Origin of the sequence: Halorhodospira sp. 9628 (assembly GCF_022228075.1) — a bacterium.
Classification (GTDB): domain Bacteria; phylum Pseudomonadota; class Gammaproteobacteria; order Nitrococcales; family Halorhodospiraceae; genus Halorhodospira; species Halorhodospira halophila_A.
In genome coordinates this window covers 9,857-30,711 of sequence record NZ_JAJNRF010000004.1, presented here as the reverse complement: position 1 = coordinate 30,711, position 20,855 = coordinate 9,857, and the positions used below count along the sequence as shown (strand labels likewise).

The window sequence follows — 20,855 nt, the reverse complement described above, 5'->3', positions numbered from 1 at the left end:
TCTGCCACTAAGCCCTAACAATCGGCTGCACAGCGACCGATTTTCCGCCGCTTCGCGGCTCCAAACCGGCGCGTGAGCCGGGCGTTATGTGGAAATTGAACCATGAATGATCTGATAGTTCCGGTTTATCTCAATCAGAGGATGGTTTTCGACCTACTTGCGATGCTTCAAGGAGGGATCTCAACTGTAACTGCGGTGACGAAGCAAGAAGGAGGTGAGTCAGGATCGGTGGGCACGGCATCTGCGTCGGTCGGATTGAACGAGGCACTATCATCTCTTTTTAAAATCGGCTTAACAGCGGAAGTTGAGACGTCGGATAAGTCATCAAACAACTTTATTCAAGAGGAGCGCGTTTACACCCCAGCCTCGCTCTTTTACCAATTGAGAACTACACTTTCAGAAAAAAATCTGCTTCAGAAAATCGATGAAGGGAGCTGCATCAAAGCTGGGGAAATAGTTGAGTTTACTGTAAAGCTCAAGCGAAACCCTATCATCGAGATTATGGATACGTTGACTGAAATGATGTCGATGGCTGTTCTATTCGAAGACAAGCCTTCGAGTAACGGCAAAGGTGGAAAAACCGGAAAGGGAAAGCCTAATGAGAACGCTCAAATCAAAAAACAGATGGAAGAGTTTTCTCAGGCTTTGAAATCCGGGAATACGGTAGATTTGACTGCAAGTGATCTACCCTCTGGTCATAAGGCAGTAATAACGGTGGAGTCGCTATATCTAAACGACCCCGTCATGTCGGACTTGGTTGATGGTGAGTTTAAGGTGGTTGGAAAGGTTGTGAGAAGTATTGGCAACTCGTCAGAATCGATCAACCTGATTAGGAAGACGTCCTTAAGTCGGATGCCAAGCCATATATTAGAACATGTTTTTCAACAGTTTGCGGCGCTGGGCACAATTCATGGATTTGACATACCTGAACGTAAAATGGAAATCGAGGAGCCTGCAATTCAAGTTCTTCCAATCGCTATATACGCCTAGTCATATTCCATATAACCAGGCGCTACAGCGTACGCGCTAGCGCACGCCGCTGAGCACCGCGTTAGCTCGGATACAACGCGTACCTGGTTTGCGTATTGGGCATCATCTTAAGAATGACATAAACAGAGAAATTACGGATGCTTAGCTTCCTCTCAAGAATACTCGGAAAAGGAAGGGGTGAATATCCCCAAGAACCCACCGGGTTGACGCATGTTGCGCATGAGTCGAAAAGAAAATCCGGCAGACGAGAACGACCGAAGGAACTCGACTGGTCCCAAGCCGAGTATGTTCCGCTGCCGCCATCACCGCCTACTTGGGAGGTGGATGGTCGTGACGAATTTCACCGTGAGTACAGCGATCCATCGATTGGTCCTGTGTTTCAAGCGGGATTCAAGGGCCAACACACCAAGGTCGTGAAGCTGGCCGGCTATTTATCTCAAGAACAGCGACAAGGGCGTGTCGGGGAGGTTATAGCCAAAGCGTATGGCAAGCTGGTTATACAGCGGATGAAATCTGGGCAGCTAGCGGCGGCGGCAAAGCAATCTATTGAAATGTTTGAGCGTGTCCCTGGGCACGTCAAGGACGTTGATTTGCGTCGTTTCAATCGCATTTTGAAAGAAATGGAGAAGGCCGGAAAGAAGCATGGGTACCAACCGGTAGATGTTGCAAGCCCCTCGTCATTGCCACTGTTTGAGGCATCGGAAGATGCCCCTTGGACACTTGTAGGCGAGCGAGAGCTGAAGGGCGGGGAGCGGCCAGATCCTGCCTTTACTATTGCTGCCATCGATTCGACAGGGACTTGGTTTCTTGACCGTTCCGGGGCCAGTGCGGATCAATCAGGAGTGAAAAGCGTACTTCGTAGAATGGACCGACATGGGGGCCTAGTTGGCGAAAAAGCTTTGTACCATGACGCCTATCGAACTGGAACCGGCACCGCTGGTTCTGGCATAGCGATTATGGATTCCGGCGGGGTACTCCACGTCTACGATGAGGATTTGAATGTCGTTACGGAGTCAAATCTGCGAGAGGACTCCCGTGTTGTTGATCATTTCCGGACCATTGACACGAATTACTGGGGTGACTTTAAGTCCCAGGTGCGAGCCGTGGATGTTTCTCCTGATGGGGATTGGTACCTTTTCACCTTAGCCGACGAGGCTTGGTGCTGCACGGCCTCCGGCAATGCTGTCTGGGGGCTCGTGATGCCACTGAAGGAAGGTTGGAAGCGTGTCGTGGGACGCAGTGAGCGCACCGGGGTGGCTCAAGATGTTCAGGAGGCGCTACGGCTTTTCGGTTTATCCCTACCTGTTGATCCCACGGACATCAAGCGAGAGTACCGCAAGTTGGCCCAGGTCCACCACCCTGACCGCAATGCTGGCGATCCCACTGCCACTGAGAGAATGCAAGAATTGAACATTGCGTTTGAAATTTTAACTGGTGTTGATCCGAACACCCTCACATACGACGAGTCTGACGTTACGTATTTTGCCCGGACAGATCCCGACTATGTTATGGAGGTAGAGGGCTTTAGGCTTGAGATTACCATGACTGGTGGCGTGCCCCAAGATTGGGTCTACGCGGCTAGCTTTGCCGCTGTCGGCGGCGGGGCCTACTTGGCTACTTATTCGGGAAAAGTCATCCGAGTTTCACGAGAGGGACGCCCCGAGTCGGTGTACGACATCGGGACCTGCCCGAACGAGATCGTTGATGTTGGTCGATATACTTACTTTCTCACTCCCACCCGACTTTATGTCATTGAAGATCGCGCAAAGCTCGCAGCGTTTCTCGATGTCTTCCATCAGGGGCGATTACTGGTAACGCAAGAAGGGTTTGGCTTGCTCACAGGGAAACAGCTTCAGTGGTTCACGCCCGCCGGTGCGAAAACTGGCGAATTGACGGCGAGAGACCCCATACGGGCGATTTACGCAACTAATAGCGGAACGGTTGTTCAAACTCGACAGCATCAAGTTGAAATCCAAGGGTTAATCATGTGAGGAGCATTATGTTCAAAGCCTATGAATGCCTCATTGATGAGCTAACAACAGCGTCAACGCGGACCGACTTTTCCGCTGGCGCTTCAAAGCCGGCCGGTTACGCTGAGCGTTATCGCGCCGAGCAAAGCTCGGCGTATCTTGCGGGGTGGAAGTCCCTGCCGGGTAAGGGTTAGCCACCCACCCGTATCGAGTCTTGGGCCTGCGGCGGAGTCAGGGAGGACGAACAAGGCAGGTTAAGCGTAGACAGAGAATCCTGTAGGCCGTAGGGGTGATCGTGCGCCCTGAAGTGCTGGTACAGCTTCGACAAGCTCAGTTCCGGACGCCGAGGGTTTTAACGCGCCCGAAGGCAATATGAAGCAGCCGCAATGGCGAGGGGGTGGAGGTCCGGCGGAGTCCTCAGGCCGTGGCATGCAGGAAGAGATACGTCGGAGAACTCGGGAAGCCCCGAAGGGTTCCTGTGGTGGTGAAGGCCGGCAAGGGCCTACGGCTATTGAGACACGAAGGGGAAACCTGGAGACGGAGTTATGCCGGAGCCTACGGCCGGAGTGACCGGAACCACGCGCAGGTGGGGCGTTGAGAGGCGCCTAGAAGCGCTCGGGGTGTCTTATCAAGCATAGTACTCGGGGGTGGGGAAAGCCCATCACAAGGGGAAGGACTTGACGGAAGTACGCAGCCCACAAAGGAAACTCGTGCCGGACACGGTCGGGCCGGGAGACCATGAGCGAACCTCACTGTGGGGGATAGCCAAGCGGGTGAGGGCCTGCAAGGACCATCGTTTCCAGGACCTTTACCGGCTGCTGGATGCGGAGCTATTGCACGCGAGTTGGCGCGATCTGAACAAGAAGGCGGCGGCTGGCGTGGATGGCGTGGCGATGGCGGTGTACGAGGAGGACCTCGACGCCAACATCGGCGCACTGGTGGAGCGACTGAAGACGAAGCGCTACCGGACCCGGCGGGTCCGGCGTTGCTACATCCCCAAGGAGGATGGCGGCGAGCGTCCATTGGGGATACCGGCGGTGGAGGACAGGCTGGTGCAAGCGGCCTGTGCTCGGATACTGACCGCCATCTACGAGGCGGACTTTCTGGACGTGAGCTACGGCTACCGGCCAGGGAAGAGCGCCAAGGACGCGGTGGCCGATCTGGGTTTCAACCTCCACTACGGCAAGTTTGGTCACGTGGTCGAAGCGGACAACATCAAGGGATACTGTGATGCGATCGACGATGGCTGGCTGTTGGAGATGCTTTCGCTACGGATGGACGACGGCGCGTTCCTCGGGCTGATTCGCCAGTGGCTGCAGGCGGGTGGGAATACTGGACACGGATGGGGGGGTCCTGCACCCGGTGACAGGCAGCCCCCAGGGTGGGGTGGTCTCGCCGGTGCTGGCGAACGTGTATCTGCACATGCGCTGGACCTCTGGTTCGAGCGGGTGGTGAAGCCACGTTGCCGAGGTCAGGCGCTTCTGGTTCGGTACGCCGATGACGATGTCTGCGCGTTTCAGTTTCAGGAGGACGCCCAGCGCTTCTATCGCGTGGTAGCGCGTCGGCTGGGTCGGTTTGGGCCGCAGGTGGCGCCGGAGAAGACGCGGCTGATGCGCTTCAGCCGGTTCCATCCGGGGCTGCGGCGACGATTCGCCTTTCTCGGCTTTGAGTTGTACTGGAATCGGGATAGACGGGGCGAGTTGCGGGTGATGAAGCGTACGGCCCGCAAGAAGCTGCAGGCTGCCAAGCGGCGGCTGAAGGGCTGGATACGGGCCGCCCGGCACTTGCCGGGGCGCGTGTTCATCCGGGAGCTGAATCGCAGACTGGTGGGTCATTACAACTACTTCGGGCTGCGCAGCAATGAGCAGGGTCTACGGAGTTACTATATCTTTGCTATCCGGTGTGCCTTCAAGTGGCTGAACCGACGGGGTGGCAAGCGCAGTAGTTTCAACTGGACGCAATACATTGCGGCCTTGCGGAAGCTGGGAGTGGCGCAGCCGCGGATCACGGAGAGGCAACGAGCGCATACGGTCTTTGCATAAGGGCACGCCCGCCGCGAAGGCGAATACAACCGAGGAACCGGATGCGGGAAAACCGCACGTCCGGGTCTGTGCGGGGGGCGCCCGGCAACGGGCGTTCCTACCGTGAGATAAGGTGGGTACATGACTTCTGTAGACACGTCAGTCGAACTTGTGGTCGACCGGCTAATACTAAACCGAATGATACCAAAGTATCAGTTTGAGCGGGCCGTCGAACCGTTTCTATCGCTTTTCATTGAGGAGGCTCTTGAACGCTCCCTTGGGCATTCACTCGAGTTCGTTGTCGCAGAACTCCCTCTAAAAAAGCCTAACAACGCGCAAAGTACGAACGTCGACTATCTATTTCGGGAGGCGACTGGGGATTGGTTGCTTGTAGAGCTAAAAACGGAGAGAGCGGTAGTGCGGCCGCAGCAAATTGAAATATACGAGAGTCGCGTCGGCTCGCTCTTTCGAGATGTGGTGTCGCCTATTGAAGAAATACAGAAAGCGTCAAGACAGAAAAAGAAGTACGGCCAACTTCTGGTCGAGCTTAACAAGTATCGTCCTCATGATGGAAAGATTAATGTTATGTATGTTACCCCCCATAAGAAATCGCCAATACAGACGAAATCAACGAAAATTCAGTGGCGATCTTTTGATGATCTCTTTGAAAATTTTGAATCAAAAGCGCATCCAGAGCTCTGGCAAATCGTGTCCAGGCTTGTGGATGCCATATGAAGAGGGGCCTTTATAACAATCAACTCAACCGGACGCCGGATGCTGATGCGGGCGCTTCGCGGGAAGGCCCATGGCGGCGCCGGTTAGCTGGCCGTTAGAGAGGGAAACTAGATGAGTAATGGAAAAAATGGTCCTCCGGAGAAGTCCGGCCGCGATGTTGCACATTCGGTGGCAAAAGCTGGTCTGTCGGCGATCCCGGTGGTTGGCGGGGCTGCCGCGGAACTTTTTCAAAATATCGTGCAGCCGCCACTGGAACGGCGGCGAGCTGAATGGATGGCGGGCCTAGGGGAAAGACTTCAACAATTGGAAGAAGCTGGCCTAGATCTAGAAGACCTTAAAGAAAATGACGAATTCATTTCCGCTGCGATGTATGCGTCGCAACTTGCGCTTCGCACCCACAGCGAAGAGAAGCGTGAGGCGTTGCGGAATGCACTAACCAACATTGCAGTTGGCCAGGCGCCGGAAGAGGCAATGCAACATGTCTTTTTGAACCTAGTAGATACGTTGACTGAGCTTCATGTCAGAATTTTGAGGCTCTTTCAAGGCCCAACGCCACCTCAGAATATGAGCATGGGTGGTCTTAGCAGCGTGTTGGAGCACAACATGCCAGAAATGAGGGGTCGAAGGGATTTGTATGATCAACTTTGGAAGGATCTTTACCTGAGAGGTCTAGTCAATACTGATGGCCTCCATACCATGATGACTGGACAAGGGCTGGCGCAAAAAAGAACGACTGGGCTAGGTGATGCGTTTCTTCAGTTTATTTCAGAACCAACGTAAACTGGCTCTAACCATTCAATTCAGCCGACTCTCAGGAGCGCCGTTCCTGCGTCACGGTACTCCTGGGCGCGGCTGATTATTTGCGTTATGCCTAAGGAGAGTACCATGAATACTTATGACCTGATGCCTCACATCAATCCTGGTCACCTTATGCCTCCGAAAGATCAGAATCTAGCGGACGAGTTCCACCGAAGACTTATTGAATGGATTAATGATTTTCATCGAAATCTGGATGATGAGCATGAGGTGGGAGCACGACTAGTCAATTTTGGACAGTCTGTGACCTTTCACATTGAGGACATCGGGTATTGGAACCCCTCCCTGATATCATTCCATGGAAAGAACGAGAATGGAGAGCCCGTACAGCTTATTCAGCATGTTTCTCAAATCAGTATTCTGCTGGTCGCGCTGAAGCGGAAAAATCTCGAGCAACCTAAACGGCCTATCGGGTTCACCAATTGGGATGAGTATGACGAGGCAAAGGCATAACCAGTCAATCAAGTTCGGGCTGGCCTGCGGCCTCCACCGGACGCCCCTGAGAGACCGTCGCTTATTTCGACGTTATGGCAGTTGAATATTTTGCTATGAAAGAGATAAAGAATGAGTTGGTTCCAACCATACAATACGCATTAGGTGTTGTGTGTGGCGTGGTTCTTGTTGGGCTTTCTATATATCTAGGCAAGCTTTTGACGTCGGAACCTGCTCTTGGAGTTGGTGACTACATACAGCTAATGGTTCTTGTGGTTGTGGGCAGTGCGTTATGCGTCTCCATATATGTGCAGTTTTATAAAGAGAAACAAGTTGATTCGCAGGTTTCACTGGATAAATCTATTGATTTAATTAAAAAAGCGTATGATGTTTTGAATAGTAATGGGGCAGGGTTAACTTGTGAGCGCGTGTCTTGGGTTACAGCGGCTAGACTATTAAAAAGGGCAGAGAGTTTGTCTAATAGGCTAACTCTTCCTTCACACAAAGCAATATACGAATCAGAGCATGATTACCAAAGGCACCGGTTTGGCGACCTATTGAAAGTAAACGGATCACCGCTTCCGACAGAATTTTTTTTAGGAAAAGGCTATACTCCTGGGTCGATCGGTAGCAGTGCTTATAATACCATCTCGATGAAGGGGAGTTCCTGGATACCGAAGGAGGCATTATCGGTAGTTTACAGATTTAGAGTGTTCCCTGAAGGCTACGACGATCCGCTGATGGGGACCGCTGTCTTAACGTCCGGTGAGCTTGATCGTCTTTGGTTGTTTGACGATAAAGGTGTGCATGATTATTTTGTCTTTCGCCATTATTTTTCAGCTACAAATAGCTCGGTTTTCAGGACTAAAGCCGCCAGCGGCTCGATAAAGGTATCCCCAGCGGATATTGATAATGAAATGAGTAGGCTGTCAGGTAGTGATATCTATTCTGAAAGTAGTATTACGAAGTCATGAACTACCCTTTGAGCAAGAAAAACTCCTGCTCTCCCTGTTCCAACATGGCGTGGAATGCATAACAAATTGCTGCACGCGGATAAATTACTCGCTGCGCTCCTAATTTACCGGTGAGCAAAGCGTTATCGCGCCGTGGAAAGCTCGGCGTATCTTGCGGGGTGGAAGTCCCCGCCGGGTAAGGGTTAGCCACCCACCCGTATCGAGTCTTAGGCCTGCGGCGGAGTCAGGGAGGACGAACAAGGCAGGTTAAGCGTAGACAGAGAATCCTGTAGGCGGTAGGGGTGATCGTGCGCCCTGAAGTGCTGGTACAGCTTCGACAAGCTCAGTTCCGGACGCCGAGGGTTTTAACGCGCCCGAAGGCAATATGAAGCAGCCGCAATGGCGAGGGGGTGGAGGTCCGGCGGAGTCCTTAGGCCGTGGCATGCAGGAAAAGATACGTCGGAGAAGTCGGGAAGCCCCGAGGGGCTCCTGTGGTGGTGAAGGCCGGCAAGGGCCTACGGCTATTGAGACACGAAGGGGAAACCTGGAGACGGAGTTATCCCAAGTTCGTCAGTTCATTCGTTGAATCTGGGCGATTTTGGGCAGCAGCCCATTGATTTCCCAACGATCAGCCCGCCGTCAGGCCTTATAGGCTGTTGTGGCACGCGTGCTATAGCGGAATCATTTGCGGAATGACTGGACCCGCCCTATAGTCGTGTCATGTACACGCGCATCAGCCGATCCGGTGGCCGGCAGTACCTGCAGCTCGTCGAGGGATACCGCGACGAGCAGGGCAAAGTGAAGCAACGGGTCGTCGCCAATCTTGGCCGCCTCGACCAACTCTCGGAGAAGAGTCTCGATCCTCTGATCCGCGGGCTGCAGCGCGCCATCGGCCGCCCGGAATCGGTCCCGGACGAGCCAGAGTTCGAGACCGCTCGGGCCTTCGGCGATCTTTGGGCCCTGCACCAGCTCTGGCACGAACTCGGACTCGATCACGCGATTCGAAAGGCCCTTCGCTCATCGCGGCGCAGCTTTGATGCCGAGGCGCTGGTGCGGGCGATGGTGTTCAATCGGCTCAGCGCGCCGTCGAGCAAACTGAGCATGCTCGACTGGCTGCGCGACGAGGCCAGTGTCCCCGGCCTGGATGGCGATGCCGTCTGCCATTCGCAGCTGCTGCGTGCCATGGACGCATTGATGGATCGCCACGAGAAGGTCGAGGCGGCTGTAGCGAAGCAACTCAGACCGCTGCTCGACCAGGAGCTCTCCGTGGTGTTCTGGGATTTGACGACCGTGCGCATCCACGGCGGCAAGGAACTCGACGAGGACGTGCGCCGCTACGGGATGAGCAAGGATGTCGATGGCATCGCCCGGCAATTCGCCCTCGGGGTGGTGCAAACCGCCGAGGGCCTCCCCATCGCCCACGAGGTCTTCGAAGGCAATGTGGCGGAGACGACCACGCTCGGGCCGATCGTTGAGCGGCTGCTCAAACGCTTTGCGCTCAAGCGCATGGTGGTCGTCGCCGACCGGGGCCTGCTGAGTCTCGACAACGTGGAGACCCTGGAGGCGCTTGGCGCCGAGCAGGGTCTGGCGGTCGACTACATCTTGGCGGTGCCCGGGCGACGCTACAGCGAGTTCACCGACGTGATCGAACGGCTGCACCCGGAACTGGCCGAGCAGACGCAACGAACCGGGGCGGAGTCAGTGGTCGAGACGCAGTGGCAGGGCCGTCGTCTGGTGATCGCCCACAACGCGCAGCGGGCGGCCGAACAGAATGCCGCTCGCCGGCGCAATATCGAAGAGCTCGACGCCTTGGGCGAGCGCCTGGCCGAGCGGCTGGTCAAGCAAGACGCCGGCATGCCGCAGCGTGGTCGGCGTTCCAGCGACCGAAGCGCCTACCAGCGCTTTCACAAGGCGGTACTGGACAAGCGGCTGTCTTCGATCGTGCGGGCCGACCTCGCCTCGAGCCAGTTCCAGTACAACATCGACGAGGCGGCCTGGGCGGCTGCGGATCGGCTCGATGGGAAGCTGCTGCTGGTCACCAGTCTGACCGATAGCAGCGCCGATCAGATCGTCGAACGCTACCGCTCACTGGCCGATATCGAGCGCGGATTCCGGGTCCTGAAAAGCGATATTGAGATCGCACCGGTCTATCACCGGCTCCCGGAACGCATCAGGGCTCACGCGCTGATCTGCTTTCTCGCGCTGGTCCTCCACCGGATGCTGCGCCAGCGGCTCAAGGCCGCCGGCAGCACACTCTCCCCGGAGCGCGCCCTGCGTACACTGCGTCAGATTCAGCGCCACACCGTGCGCATCGGCGGTCGCGACTTCGAGGGCGTGACCAAGCCATCACCCGAGCAACTGGAGCTGTTCAAAGACGTCGGCATCGAGGTCCCGAAACGGCCCGTCTGAAGGCCTGTTGTGGCATTTCTCGCTTACGAGGTGTAAGCAAAACGGGAAGTTACGCGATTAGCTGACGAACCTGGGAGTTATGCCGGAGCCTACGACCGGAGTGACCGGAACCACGCGCAGGTGGGGCGTTGAGAGGCGCCTAGAAGCGCTCGGGGTGTCTTATCAAGCATAGTACTCGGGGGGTGGGGAAAGCCCATCACAAGGGGAAGGACTTGACGGAAGTACGCAGCCCACAAAGGAAACTCATGCCGGACACGGTCGGGCCGGGAGACCATGAGCGAACCTCACTGTGGGGGATAGCCAAGCGGGCGAGGGCCTGCAAGGACCATCGTTTCCAGGACCTTTACCGGCTGCCGGATGCGGAGCTATTGCACGCGAGTTGGCGCGATCTGAACAAGAAGGCGGCGGCTGGCGTGGTGATGGCGGTGTACGAGGAGGACCTCGACGCCAACATCGGCGCACTGGTAGAGGGGCTGAAGACGAAGCGTTACCGGACCCGGCGGGTCCGGCGTTGCTACATCCCCAAGGAGGATGGCGGCCAGCGTCCATTGGGGATACCGGCGGTGGAGGACAGGCTGGTGCATGCGGCCTGTGCTCGGGAACTGACCGCCATCTACGAGGCGGACTTTCTGGACGTGAGCTACGGCTACCGGCCAGGGAAGAGCGCCAAGGACGCGGTGGCCGATCTGGGTTTCAACCTGCAGTACGGCAAGCTTGGTCACGTGGCCGAAGCGGACATCAAGGGATACTTCTGGGTAATCATTACAACTACTTCGGGCTGCGCAGCAATGAGCAGGGTCTAGGGAGCTACTATATCTTTGCCATCGGGTGTGCCTTCAAGTTGCTTAACCGACGGGGTGGCAAGCGCAGTAGTTTCAACTAAACGCAATACATTGCGGCCTTGCGGAAGCTGGGAGTGGCACAGCCGCGGATCACGGGGAGGCAACGAGCGTATGCGGTCTTTGCATAAGGGCGCGCCCGTCGCGAAGGCGAGTACAGCCGAGGAAACGGATGCGGGAAAACCGCACGCCCGGGTCTCTGCGGGGGGTATGGAATGCTGCGGATGCGGACGGGGTGTTCCACGCGAAGCGGTCAGGTGATTCCACGGGATGCGGACACCCTGTTCCACGCCATGGGGATCAGCCGTTCCACGTCATGCGGTTCAGCTGTTCCACGGAAACGGAGCAGCTCGGGGATACTCGGACTCGCCCCCACCCTCTGCTCCGGAGAGCGAGTCCATGCCCACCCCGAGGCCATCCATGCGCAAGATCCGAGAGGTGCTCCGCCTTCGCTACGAACTCGGCCTGAGCCGGGTGCACATCGCCGCCGCCTGCAAGATCGGCTCGACCACGGTGCAGCGAATCCTTCGCCGAGCTAAGGCGGCGGAGTTGCACTGGCCACTGCCCGAGGAACTCGACGACTGCGCCCTGGAGCGGCTGCTCTATCCGTCTCCCAGGGGGCCCCGTACGGATATCCCGGCCGAGCCGGATTGGGAGTACGTGGCCCGCGAACTCACCCGCAAGGGTGTGACCCGGCAGCAACTGTGGCTCGAATACCGCGAGCGCGAGCCGAAAGGCTACGGCTACTCGGCGTTCTGCAATCGGCTACGCCGCCATCTGGGCCGAGAGCAGCCGAGCATGGCGCAGGTCCACACCGCCGGCGAGGCGCTCTATGTCGACTACGCCGGGATGACGGTGCCGATCCAGGACGCCGAGACCGGCAGGCAGGTAATGGCGCAGGTCTTCGTCGCCGTGCTCGGCTGCTCGCAGCTGATCTACGCCGAAGCAGGCGCCACGCAGCGCAGCGCGGACTGGCTTCACGCCCACGTCCGTGCGCTGACCTACATCGGCGGTGTCCCGGAGTGCATCGTCCCCGACAACCTCAAAAGCGCCGTGCAGCGACCCCACCGCTACGATCCGCAGCTCAACCGCGCCTATGCGGAGTTGGCCGCGGCCTATGGCTTCGCCGTGGTCCCGGCGCGGGTGCGCGCCCCGAAGGATAAGGCGCTGGCTGAGAATGCGGTACTGATCGTCGAGCGCGAGATCCTCGCACCCATGCGCGAGCGGCGCTTCTTCACCCTGGCGGAGGCGAACGCGGCGATTCGCGAACGACTCGATGCGCTCAATGAGCGTGCCTTCACGCGCCGGGCTGGAAGTCGGCGGCAGCGCTTCGAGGAGCTTGAGCGCAAGGCGCTCAAGCCGCTACCGCAGCAGCCCTTCGAGCCGGCCGAATGGCGACGCCTGCGTGTGGATGCCACGTACCACGTCGAGCATGCCGGGCACAGCTACAGCGTCCCGCACGGGCTCATCGGCGAGGAGATTGAGCTGCGCATCACCACGGCAACCCTTGAGGTCTTCCACGCCAGCCTGCGTGTCGCCGCCCATCCGCGCCACGACGGGCCGGGGCGGACCACGCTGCCCGAGCACATGCCGCCCCACCACCGGGCGTATGCCGCCCTCGATGGGGCGCAGATCCTGCGCTGGGCGGAAGGCATCGGCGTGGCCACGGGGAGACTGGTGCGCCAGGAGCTCGAAAACGGCCCGCTACGCCGCGCACGGCGTCTGGCCGAAGGACTCCAGCGCCTGGCCCGCCATTACGGCCCACAGCGCCTGGAAGCAGCCTCGCAGCGGGCACTGAGCCTGGGGGTGGGCAGCTACACGAACCTGGAGTCGATCCTGCGTCGCGGTCTGGACCGTCAGTCGCTGGACGGGGAGCGGCGAACCGAGGCCACGCCCATCGAGCACACCAATGTGCGCGGCCCCGGCTACTACCACTGATCGCCCCCACCACGGAGAGATCCCGATCATGTTACCGCATCCGACCCTGGAGAAGCTCTCGGCGCTAAAACTGAATGGCATGCGCGCTGCCGTCGAGGAGCAATTGGGCCGCACGGACCTGGAGGCGATGCCGTTTCTCGATCGCCTCGCCCTGCTTGTCGAGCGTGAGGCCGCGGTCCGTGCCGATCGCCAGCTGACCGCCCGGCTGCGCGCCGCCAAGCTGCGTTATCCCGAGGCCTGTGTCGAAGGGATCGACCGCCGCGCCCGTCGCAAGCTCTCGGGTGCCGTGCTTGAGCCGCTTTTCACCAGCCGATGGGTCACGGATCAGCGCAATGTGCTGATCACCGGTCCAACCGGCGTCGGCAAGTCGTATCTCGCCTGCGCCCTGGCGCAGAAGGCCTGCCGCGACGGATACCGGGCCTACTACGCACGTCTGCCCCGGCTACTTGGCGAGCTGACCCTCGCCCGGGCGGATGGCACTTATGCCCGCCGCTTTGCCGAGCTGGCCAAGGCCCAAGTCCTGGTGCTCGACGACTTCGGTCTCGGGGCGCTGGATGACACCGACCGACGGGAGCTTCTGGAACTCCTCGAGGACCGCTACCGACGCCGCTCCACGGTCATCGCCAGTCAGCTGCCCATCGCCCAGTGGTACGAGGTCATCGGCGATGCCACGCTGGCCGACGCCATCCTCGATCGGGTGGTGCACAACAGCTACCGCCTCGAGATGCAGGGTGAATCCATGCGTCGCTCCCAGGATAGCCTCGATGTCATGCAGGCAGAGACCCCATGAGGGTGGTACTGGTGCATCGACCTCCTGCCTTGAACCCCATCAATGGAACAGCTGAACCGCATGACGTGGAACGGCTGATCCCCATGGCGTGGAATGCCCCGTCCTCTTGGCGTGGAACAGGTGAACCACTTGACTGGAATCTCCAGACAGTGCTGATTTTACAAAGGGTAACGTCAGTACTACTCACGTCCGCTCACCGCGTGACTAAGCCCTAAGGCTACCTGAACCCCAAAAAGAGCAAGCGAAACAGCCTTGGGAGCATCGGGGTGGAGCGTCACCAACACCTCTCCGCGGGCTGTGGTTGGGGTATCGAGCTTGTGCCGTTCGTTCGCGCTTTCGATGGGGAAGTGATCGAGAGCGCTCTGCCAATGCGCCAACTGCTTCTCGGGGCCTGCGGCGTTGGAGCCGGGTGTCGGGGTGTGGTAGCCGATGAACCGATCCAGTAGCCCCAACTCATCGAGAAAACTCACCCAACGCCGCAGATCGGGCAGCGTGCGGAAGCGAACAGTGAGGATAGGCGTATTGGGGGTGTAGCCGTCGACAAAGCTTCTCAGGAGGTTCGCTCGGTCCCTGGGTGACATCCCGGGACGGTCTCCGCCGCCGTGCAGAAGGTGCCAGGTCGTCCTCGCTCGGTCATGCTCGTTGTCATGGAGGGAGTCCACGATGCGCTCGGTCGTGGCGACGTTGCGAGCGCGAAGACGCAGCGAAGACGGGAGATCGCGCAGCGTTTGTGCGTAACGACGCAGAGTATCGGCCTCCCAGGGGAAGGCGAACTGTTGAGGAGATCGGTCGGTCGAGTCCGCATGGTCGTTGATCGAGTGGATGAGCAGGCTCATCCACTCGATCGTGTCCTCCGGGGCCTCAATGCCCACCGTGGCACCGGGCGCAAGTGCGGTCTCGCATTGTTCGGACAGGCGCTCGCGCTTCGGCAGTAGGTTATCGGTGATCCGGTCGAGGGTTTCGGCCGGTGTCCCCTGGGCGGTCTTGCGGCGGGCGTCCCGGATCTGTGCCTCGCCGCGTCCGGTGAGCTCGCTGAGTTGGCGGGTGGTCAGTCCGTCGCAGATGCGGCGGACCGAGCGGCCGAGGAGGTCGTCCAGGGTATGGACGTAATGCTCGATGGTGATCTGGGTATCGGAGTGGCCCATCAGCCGAGTGATCAGGCGAAGGGTGCGACGCTGAGTCGGTGCCTCATCGCCGATCAGGTCGCGTCGGAGCCTCCGGGGGGCGCCCTTTGTTGCCATATATGGATCTGAGGCCCAGGGGGGCGGCGGTTCATGGCCCTCGGCTTCCAGCTCCCAGAAACGCACCAGCATTCGTGAGGCAAAGGAATGGCGCAGGTGATGGAAGCGCACGTGGGGATCGCCGGTGACCTGGGCGAGGGCGCGGGTGGCTTCCTCGAGCCAGGGGTCGTTGTCGCGTAGCGCACCTCGATCGGGCAGGGTGAAGAGTGGGCCGGTTTCTGTGGTGTCCGCCTCGCCCCGACGCTGCTCCTGCAGGTCGATGAGGCGTTGGAGTAGATCCTGCGGCAGCATCGCCTGAAGCGGCAGGATGCGCTGCGCATTGCCGCTTTTGAGCAGACGCAGTTGGTTCGGTCGAACGATCAGGGCGTATTCCGGTGGGCCTTCCAGGTCCCCGATGAGCACGCCTCTGGCCTCACTGCGACGCAGGCCGGTATAGAAGCCCAACGCGAGTAGGAGCCCGAGTATGGTGCTCAGTCTCGCGTTATCGCGGTAACGCTCATCCAGCCAGTCGATGGCACGGCGGAAGAGCGGCTCGTCGATGTAGTTCGCGTCGGGTGTGCCTCGGCTGACGGAAAAGCGGGTCGACTGGAGCGCTTGCAGGGGTTCCTGCGGCGCGCCGTGGTGCTCGATCAGGTACTCGTGGAAGCTTCGCAGTCCCCGGGCGACGCGCTTACGACTGCCGGCACTGACGGTGTCCTCCAGGGCGGTTGTATAGAGTTCGATGTAATCGTCGCTGTTCGAGAGAGTGGCGGGGTCGGCATCGGCCAGTTGCCCTGCGATCCGTCCGGCAATGGCGTTGTAGAGCTCGTAGACGCTGCGCCGGCGAGGTTTGCGGTCCCGGCGCGTCGGAGTGCAAAGCTTGTGGGCCGTCCACTCGGCGAGACGCTGGACAGCCGGTAGTAGCGTGCCGGGCTGGCCGCTGCCCGCCCGCGCCGTGGCCTGTTGCGCTGTGACCCAGTCGAGGATCGGTTCGGCCCTCGGTGGGTCCGTGCGACGGATCAGCCGCGATAGTTCGAGCAGCTGGGCAGGCCAGAGTTCTGAGTCGTCCCGGTCTTCGGTGGCCTTGGGATCGGCGGTGGATTTGGACTCCTCCGAGCTATCGGCGCGGTGGGCCGGATCCGCGCTGCGTGGCGGTGGTGTCATCGCGATCCGGGTCGGCGGTCTGATCAGACGCTCCTGAACACTGGGTGGGAGCGAAGTGGCCGGTCGGAAACCGGTGGCGTGCGCCAACAGGTAGGGCGGCACGTAGAGCGCGAGTCGGGTCCGGGTGACGCTCAGAAGGCGACTCCAGTTGCCGGGGAGATGCTCCGAGATCCCGAGTACGTCAGTGCAGGTCTTGATGCAGCGATGGAGCGCCGGTCCATCATGACGCTTGGCCAGTGCTCCAGAGGGGATACCCTCTTGGCGGGCACGCACGAGCAGGTGGCGTGTAATCGGGTCGGGATACCAGCGCAGATGCTGAGGTTGCGTCTCATCCTGTGGGCTGTCGAATAGCTCTATCCAGTGCCCGTGGGCAGGGCCGCGCTCCAGCGCGTCGGGGAGCGCCCAGAGCCAGTGGGTTCGAAGTAGACCGCCGAAGAGGAGGGCGCTAAGAAAAATCCGACCCCAGTGCGGCCGGGCATCTTCACTGGGTAACGGTGTTGCCAGCCGCGCAAGGAAGGTATCCACCAGGGGCTGATGGTGGACCATCGCCAGGAAGTCATTGTGCTGGAATGGTGAGGTGGGCGCCGGCGGCAAAGGTGCTGGGACATCCGGGATGGGGATGCGCCAGCGCCCGGCCCGGTTGCCGGCATCGAGGACCTCGGCGACGCGGCGTTGCGCCAGGAAGCTCTGGCCGGCTGGGGCATGGGCTCGTACGCGAACCATCAGGGTGCGTGTCTCGGAGGTGGTCCACTGCCGATCGCCCGGTGGCTCGGCGAGAGTCAGCGCACGGTACTCCTTTCGAAGGGTCTGCCAGATGGCCAAGAACGGGTCGGTTCGTGAAGGCCGCTCGCGACTCTCCCGCGCTGGGTCGACCTGGGTCGGGTCCGGCATGGGGCGCCATAGATGGGTCCATCCAAACCAGATGGGGATCGTGTCACCGTCAACGAGGAGCGGGGCAGCCTCTTCGGCCGTCGTCTGTTCGTTCATGCCGATAGGCTCCGGTAGCCGATTTCCTCCATGAGTTCTTCCAAGTAAGGCCCGATCGTTTGACGGTAACGGACGGGGTCAAAAGTGGACGGGTGCCCCCATGGCTCTTCTCCGTAATGCCAGTGGCCGAGGTGCGTGTTGATCAGGGTGGCGGGACAGCCTTTGCCTGTAAGGTAGCTGCGTAGGAGGTGGCGCCCGGCGTTATCGAAAGGCCAAGCGTAGGGGCGGATGCGGTCGCACTCGCTGCGTAGCCGCTGACCGGTCAGTTCCACAGGCCTCCAGCTGGCCGGATCGCGCTCATCGGCGGCGTCGAGGAAGAAGCACGTCTTGCGCAAGTCCAGTTCGAAGGTGTCGGTTCCGTAGGCGCTGCGGTCGCGGAATTTCGTGGCCGGGCAGCTGAGTGTAATGGGCAGCGCAGGGAACGCAGTAAAGAGTGTCACGAGGTGCTTTAGGTAGTGTTCGATCTGCTGGAGGACCGCTTGCGGGAGGACGACCAGGCGGGCGTGGGCGCCGTCAGAACGATCCTTCTCCTGGAGAGCGAGGGTGCCGGTGGCCGAGTGTCGTGCAGTGAGGTCAGGCACGGGGGTACGGATGGCGCGGCCGCCGGCGGCCAAGGTCAGTCCCAGGGCGGTGTAGGCGGTCAGAAGGTTGTGGGTTTGCAGCCATTCCTGCACATCGAGGTGGCGACTCCGGCGCACGCCCATCGTCAGCCGCTGGCGCAGGTCGTGCACCAGCCCGGAGATTGACTCGGCGCGGGGGAGGCGATCGTTGCCGACCCAGCTCTCGGTGATCTCCGTGCTTGGGCGGCGGTAGCTCCAGAGGCGATCCTCGGCGTAATCCCTCGGTTCATCCAGCCCGCTGCCATCAAGGGCGGCGTGGAGCTCTTTGTAGTAGATCCGGGCCAGATCGCTGCGCTGCCAGGCCGTGTAAAAATGGTGGACGCGGGCAAGGGGGTCTTGGCTGTCGAAGAGCAGGGCAGCTGGCAAGTGCTGTCCCTCCTCCGCCCAAGCAAACCAGCTCGGCAGGATGGAGGCGAGGTTCTCGAACCGGCGCCAGCGGCGTTCCACGCCGGCGCGCTCTAGAAGTGGGGCGAGGGTTTTGTCCCAGTTCTTCTTGTAGGTCTGATCCCGGTGGGTGAACGGGCGCTCCACGTTCCGCAGGTGCTGCCCGACACCGAGGATGTCCTCAAAGACTACGCGTGGCCAAGTGGCCACCAGGTGCTCGCGATATTCTTCGCCGAGTGGGTGGCGGGGTGGTGGCACATAGGGGCGCATCCACATGCGGAAGTCCGGGTTATAGGCCAGCTGGTAGGCAACGGGCAGATCACTGACTCTCGCAACGCACTGAACACCTCTTACCGCGCTAGGTGGTGTGCCGCTTATCAGAGCGATCGAGGCGAGCAGGGCTGTCTCGCGCCGCAGTTTCCGGTCCTTTAGATCCTTTTCGGACTCCGATATTTGGGCCGACGGGGTAGAGGCCTGGCTGAAGACCTCCTCAAGGGTATGCAGGATCTTGTGCAGTTGATTGAGGCGGATGCGGCTAGGCTCAACACGCAGCCGTTGCGTGTCCATGGCGATCCGACGGGCCATGCCACGAGCCCGAGCGTAGATTGAGGGCAGTGGCGGCAGTTGCCCCGGAGCCCCGGCGGTGTGATCGTCCCTTGCGGGCTCCCCTGTATCGCCGAGTAGGGTGTGGAAGGCTACCTCCGCACTCTCGTCGACGTCGAACTCGTACGGTGCAATCCCGCTAGCGGAGAGGTCGTCTTGGCTGGCTTTGCACGGGGCTTGTCCGTGTGCTCGGTAATCGGCTGTCCCCCAACTGGTCAGCAAGAGCTGGTTGTCGCTGTAATACCAGAACCCGCTGTGATCAGGCCCCATTGCATCCACGAATTGTTGAGAGCGAGATCGTTTGCCGCCAGAGCCGCTGCGCGTGGTCTCGCGGAAGACGTCCATGGGGATCTGGTGGGCATCAGCGATGTATTCGGCCAAGTAGCCACAGTAACGGGTGAGGTGATAGTCCTCGTCGTGGCCCTTCCTTTGTGTTGAGGCCGAGCCCCGGTCCTTGATCCTGCGCAGTCGGTTCGCCAGAGGGCCGGGATTTGCGATGACGTCCTGAATTTCAAGAATCAGCCAGCGGAAGACTCGGTGATGAGCCTTGCGGATGACCATGCTCGCGTTGTAGCCACAGTCCGCCCGACGCGGATGTTCGCCGGTCAGCATAAAGCGGATGTGGGCTGCTAGTAGGTGAGCCTGCAGCCACTCGTAGACCTGGGCGTCGGCCATATCGATGTTGTGGTAGATGTGCCAGAGCGCGCACCAGACAGGGTGGCTTGTCGTGTGTCCCTTAAGTGGAGGGCGGACCGTGCCCTGGGATTGGATCCCCCGGGTCAGGTGTTCGGCGACGGACCACAGATCATCTGTATCGGGGATGGCGAGGATCGTTTCATGCCACTCTCTCAAGTCCTCGACCGGGTCGGCCTCCATCGAGGACGGAAGGAGTGGCTCAACCTTCGGCAGAACCCGTTCGAGGTTTTTCGCGATCGGCCGCAGGCCAACGAGGGCATCAGGCAACTGAATCAGGGGGCGAACCCGCTCGATAAGTCCGTCTGGGTCGGGGTGTCGGCACCGATCGAGGGCTTGGCGCAGGTGGTGGATCTGCGGATCGGTCAGTAGAGGCTTCTTAGCTGCCGCCATGGCCACCTGAGTCCTTGCGGTGTTTCTTGTAGCTCGACAGGGATACGCCGAGGAATCCGGCGATCTCCTGTTGCGTCGGCCCCTCACCGAGGATGACAGAGAGTTCTCTGCTGGAGTGGCCCTGGGACCAGCGTTCGATCAGTTCCTGCGTAGTGCGCTGCTCGACCGTGGGGACGAGCAGCTCGTCAACGGCCTGGCGCAGTGCCGTCTGTGGTGCGGGCGAGCGCAGTACCGGAATCTTCTCCTGGGTGGGCAGGCAGGCTTTGGCGATCGCCATGGATGAGACTCCGGCGATGACTCGGTAGATCGTCTGCTCGCCATGAGTCTCTGGGTAGGCAATGATCGGCCGCTGGATCAGAAGCTCCTCTATTGCCTCATGTGTCAGGTTGCCAGACAGTAGAGTTGGTCTAGGTCTTTGGGCTGGGTCGCTCCGGAGCGCGCCGACTGAGACTCGCGTCCAGCGAGGGATTTGTGCGGGCATAGCGCCCCCTGAGCGTTGATGGAGCTATCATTGTAAGGGTCACGATGCGGCGATGAAACGAAAACCAAGATAGGGTCAATAAAGACAGTATTGTGGCCTCAATCGGCTGGTTCGTGGTCCTTCTAGCCCGCGGTTTCCGGGGCGATACCCTTGTAGGGGAGGGGGCTCATCACCCCGTTTGGCCTGGACACCTCCTGCGGGGGGAAGTCCAACTCCAGTCGACTTCGCTGAGCAGGCACCCCATCCCGACGGCATCGGGCAGCGCTCCTCGAAAACACCATTGCGCTGGCGTTATCGGCGGAGCGAACCGCGTGGGCCGGTGATCCGCTATCCACTAGAAAGACCGGAACCGATAGAAGAAGGTTGCAACCCGCCGGTACCGTCCGAAACTTAGGGAGTGCAGCGCGATATCTTCCG

At 59.8% G+C, this 20,855-nt stretch carries 14 protein-coding genes; 11 read left to right on the top strand and 3 right to left on the bottom strand.

What is annotated here, in order from left to right; all coding sequences use genetic code 11:
- Positions 1 to 102 precede the first annotated feature (102 nt).
- The 11 genes from LRG10_RS05660 (at position 103) to istB (ending at position 13,893) form a co-directional block, all read left to right on the top strand.
- Positions 103 to 990 carry a hypothetical protein gene (locus LRG10_RS05660; RefSeq protein ID WP_238634920.1) on the top strand — a complete coding sequence of 296 codons (888 nt, stop codon included), beginning with the start codon at positions 103 to 105 and terminating at the stop codon, positions 988 to 990.
- Between the two features lie 137 nt (positions 991 to 1,127).
- Positions 1,128 to 2,981, top strand: coding sequence for a J domain-containing protein (locus tag LRG10_RS05655; protein ID WP_238634919.1), 1,854 nt, complete (start codon positions 1,128 to 1,130; stop codon positions 2,979 to 2,981).
- A 656-nt stretch (positions 2,982 to 3,637) separates the two neighbouring features.
- Positions 3,638 to 5,002, top strand: a complete 1,365-nt coding sequence (locus LRG10_RS05650) for a reverse transcriptase domain-containing protein (protein WP_238634918.1) — start codon at positions 3,638 to 3,640, stop codon at positions 5,000 to 5,002.
- Between the two features lie 120 nt (positions 5,003 to 5,122).
- Positions 5,123 to 5,716: a hypothetical protein gene (locus tag LRG10_RS05645; protein ID WP_238634917.1), complete on the top strand. Its 594-nt coding sequence runs from the start codon at positions 5,123 to 5,125 to the stop codon at positions 5,714 to 5,716.
- Between the two features lie 111 nt (positions 5,717 to 5,827).
- Positions 5,828 to 6,496 carry a hypothetical protein gene (locus LRG10_RS05640; RefSeq protein ID WP_238634916.1) on the top strand — a complete coding sequence of 223 codons (669 nt, stop codon included), beginning with the start codon at positions 5,828 to 5,830 and terminating at the stop codon, positions 6,494 to 6,496.
- 105 nt (positions 6,497 to 6,601) lie between these two features.
- The gene (locus tag LRG10_RS05635; protein ID WP_238634915.1) at positions 6,602 to 6,985 is read left to right on the top strand and encodes a DUF6173 family protein; all 384 of its coding nucleotides are present in this window, start codon (positions 6,602 to 6,604) and stop codon (positions 6,983 to 6,985) included.
- Between the two features lie 95 nt (positions 6,986 to 7,080).
- Positions 7,081 to 7,938, top strand: a complete 858-nt coding sequence (locus LRG10_RS05630) for a hypothetical protein (protein ID WP_238634914.1) — start codon at positions 7,081 to 7,083, stop codon at positions 7,936 to 7,938.
- A gap of 699 nt (positions 7,939 to 8,637) precedes the next feature.
- The gene (locus LRG10_RS05625) at positions 8,638 to 10,326 is read left to right on the top strand and encodes an IS1634 family transposase (protein WP_238634913.1); all 1,689 of its coding nucleotides are present in this window, start codon (positions 8,638 to 8,640) and stop codon (positions 10,324 to 10,326) included.
- Positions 10,327 to 10,538: 212 nt separating this feature from the next.
- Positions 10,539 to 11,129 carry a reverse transcriptase domain-containing protein gene (locus LRG10_RS05620; protein ID WP_238634912.1) on the top strand — a complete coding sequence of 197 codons (591 nt, stop codon included), beginning with the start codon at positions 10,539 to 10,541 and terminating at the stop codon, positions 11,127 to 11,129.
- Between the two features lie 456 nt (positions 11,130 to 11,585).
- Complete coding sequence (istA, locus tag LRG10_RS05615; protein ID WP_370645233.1) at positions 11,586 to 13,103, top strand: IS21 family transposase; 1,518 nt, start codon at positions 11,586 to 11,588, stop codon at positions 13,101 to 13,103.
- Positions 13,104 to 13,131: 28 nt separating this feature from the next.
- The gene (gene istB, locus LRG10_RS05610; protein ID WP_238634910.1) at positions 13,132 to 13,893 is read left to right on the top strand and encodes an IS21-like element helper ATPase IstB; all 762 of its coding nucleotides are present in this window, start codon (positions 13,132 to 13,134) and stop codon (positions 13,891 to 13,893) included.
- Between the two features lie 179 nt (positions 13,894 to 14,072).
- On the opposite strand, the gene LRG10_RS05605 is transcribed toward istB, so the two are convergent.
- Genes LRG10_RS05605 through LRG10_RS05595 form a run of 3 tightly spaced genes read right to left on the bottom strand, consistent with a single transcriptional unit; the run spans position 14,073 to position 20,234 of the window.
- Entirely contained in the window at positions 14,073 to 17,264 is a 3,192-nt protein-coding gene (locus LRG10_RS05605) for a tyrosine-type recombinase/integrase (protein WP_238634909.1), read from the bottom strand.
- Complete coding sequence (locus LRG10_RS05600; protein ID WP_238634908.1) at positions 17,261 to 19,957, bottom strand: hypothetical protein; 2,697 nt, start codon at positions 19,955 to 19,957, stop codon at positions 17,261 to 17,263. The genes LRG10_RS05605 and LRG10_RS05600 overlap by 4 nt, the downstream gene beginning before the upstream one ends.
- A complete protein-coding gene (locus LRG10_RS05595; RefSeq protein ID WP_238634907.1) occupies positions 19,944 to 20,234 on the bottom strand; it encodes a hypothetical protein in 291 nt (96 codons plus the stop codon). The genes LRG10_RS05600 and LRG10_RS05595 overlap by 14 nt, the downstream gene beginning before the upstream one ends.
- Between the last annotated feature and the right edge of the window lie 621 nt (positions 20,235 to 20,855).

What these genes read in the sequence shown, in the direction of transcription:
- LRG10_RS05660 (WP_238634920.1), top strand. Translation starts at nt 103, where the DNA reads ATGAATGATCTGATAGTTCCGGTTTATCTCAATCAGAGGATGGTTTTC.
- LRG10_RS05655 (WP_238634919.1), top strand. Translation starts at nt 1,128, where the DNA reads ATGCTTAGCTTCCTCTCAAGAATACTCGGAAAAGGAAGGGGTGAATAT.
- LRG10_RS05645 (WP_238634917.1), top strand. Translation starts at nt 5,123, where the DNA reads ATGACTTCTGTAGACACGTCAGTCGAACTTGTGGTCGACCGGCTAATA.
- LRG10_RS05640 (WP_238634916.1), top strand. Translation starts at nt 5,828, where the DNA reads ATGAGTAATGGAAAAAATGGTCCTCCGGAGAAGTCCGGCCGCGATGTT.
- LRG10_RS05635 (WP_238634915.1), top strand. Translation starts at nt 6,602, where the DNA reads ATGAATACTTATGACCTGATGCCTCACATCAATCCTGGTCACCTTATG.
- LRG10_RS05630 (WP_238634914.1), top strand. Translation starts at nt 7,081, where the DNA reads ATGAAAGAGATAAAGAATGAGTTGGTTCCAACCATACAATACGCATTA.
- LRG10_RS05625 (WP_238634913.1), top strand. Translation starts at nt 8,638, where the DNA reads ATGTACACGCGCATCAGCCGATCCGGTGGCCGGCAGTACCTGCAGCTC.
- istA (WP_370645233.1), top strand. Translation starts at nt 11,586, where the DNA reads ATGCGCAAGATCCGAGAGGTGCTCCGCCTTCGCTACGAACTCGGCCTG.
- istB (WP_238634910.1), top strand. Translation starts at nt 13,132, where the DNA reads ATGTTACCGCATCCGACCCTGGAGAAGCTCTCGGCGCTAAAACTGAAT.
- LRG10_RS05605 (WP_238634909.1), bottom strand. Translation starts at nt 17,264, where the DNA reads ATGAACGAACAGACGACGGCCGAAGAGGCTGCCCCGCTCCTCGTTGAC.
- LRG10_RS05600 (WP_238634908.1), bottom strand. Translation starts at nt 19,957, where the DNA reads ATGGCGGCAGCTAAGAAGCCTCTACTGACCGATCCGCAGATCCACCAC.
- LRG10_RS05595 (WP_238634907.1), bottom strand. Translation starts at nt 20,234, where the DNA reads ATGGCGATCGCCAAAGCCTGCCTGCCCACCCAGGAGAAGATTCCGGTA.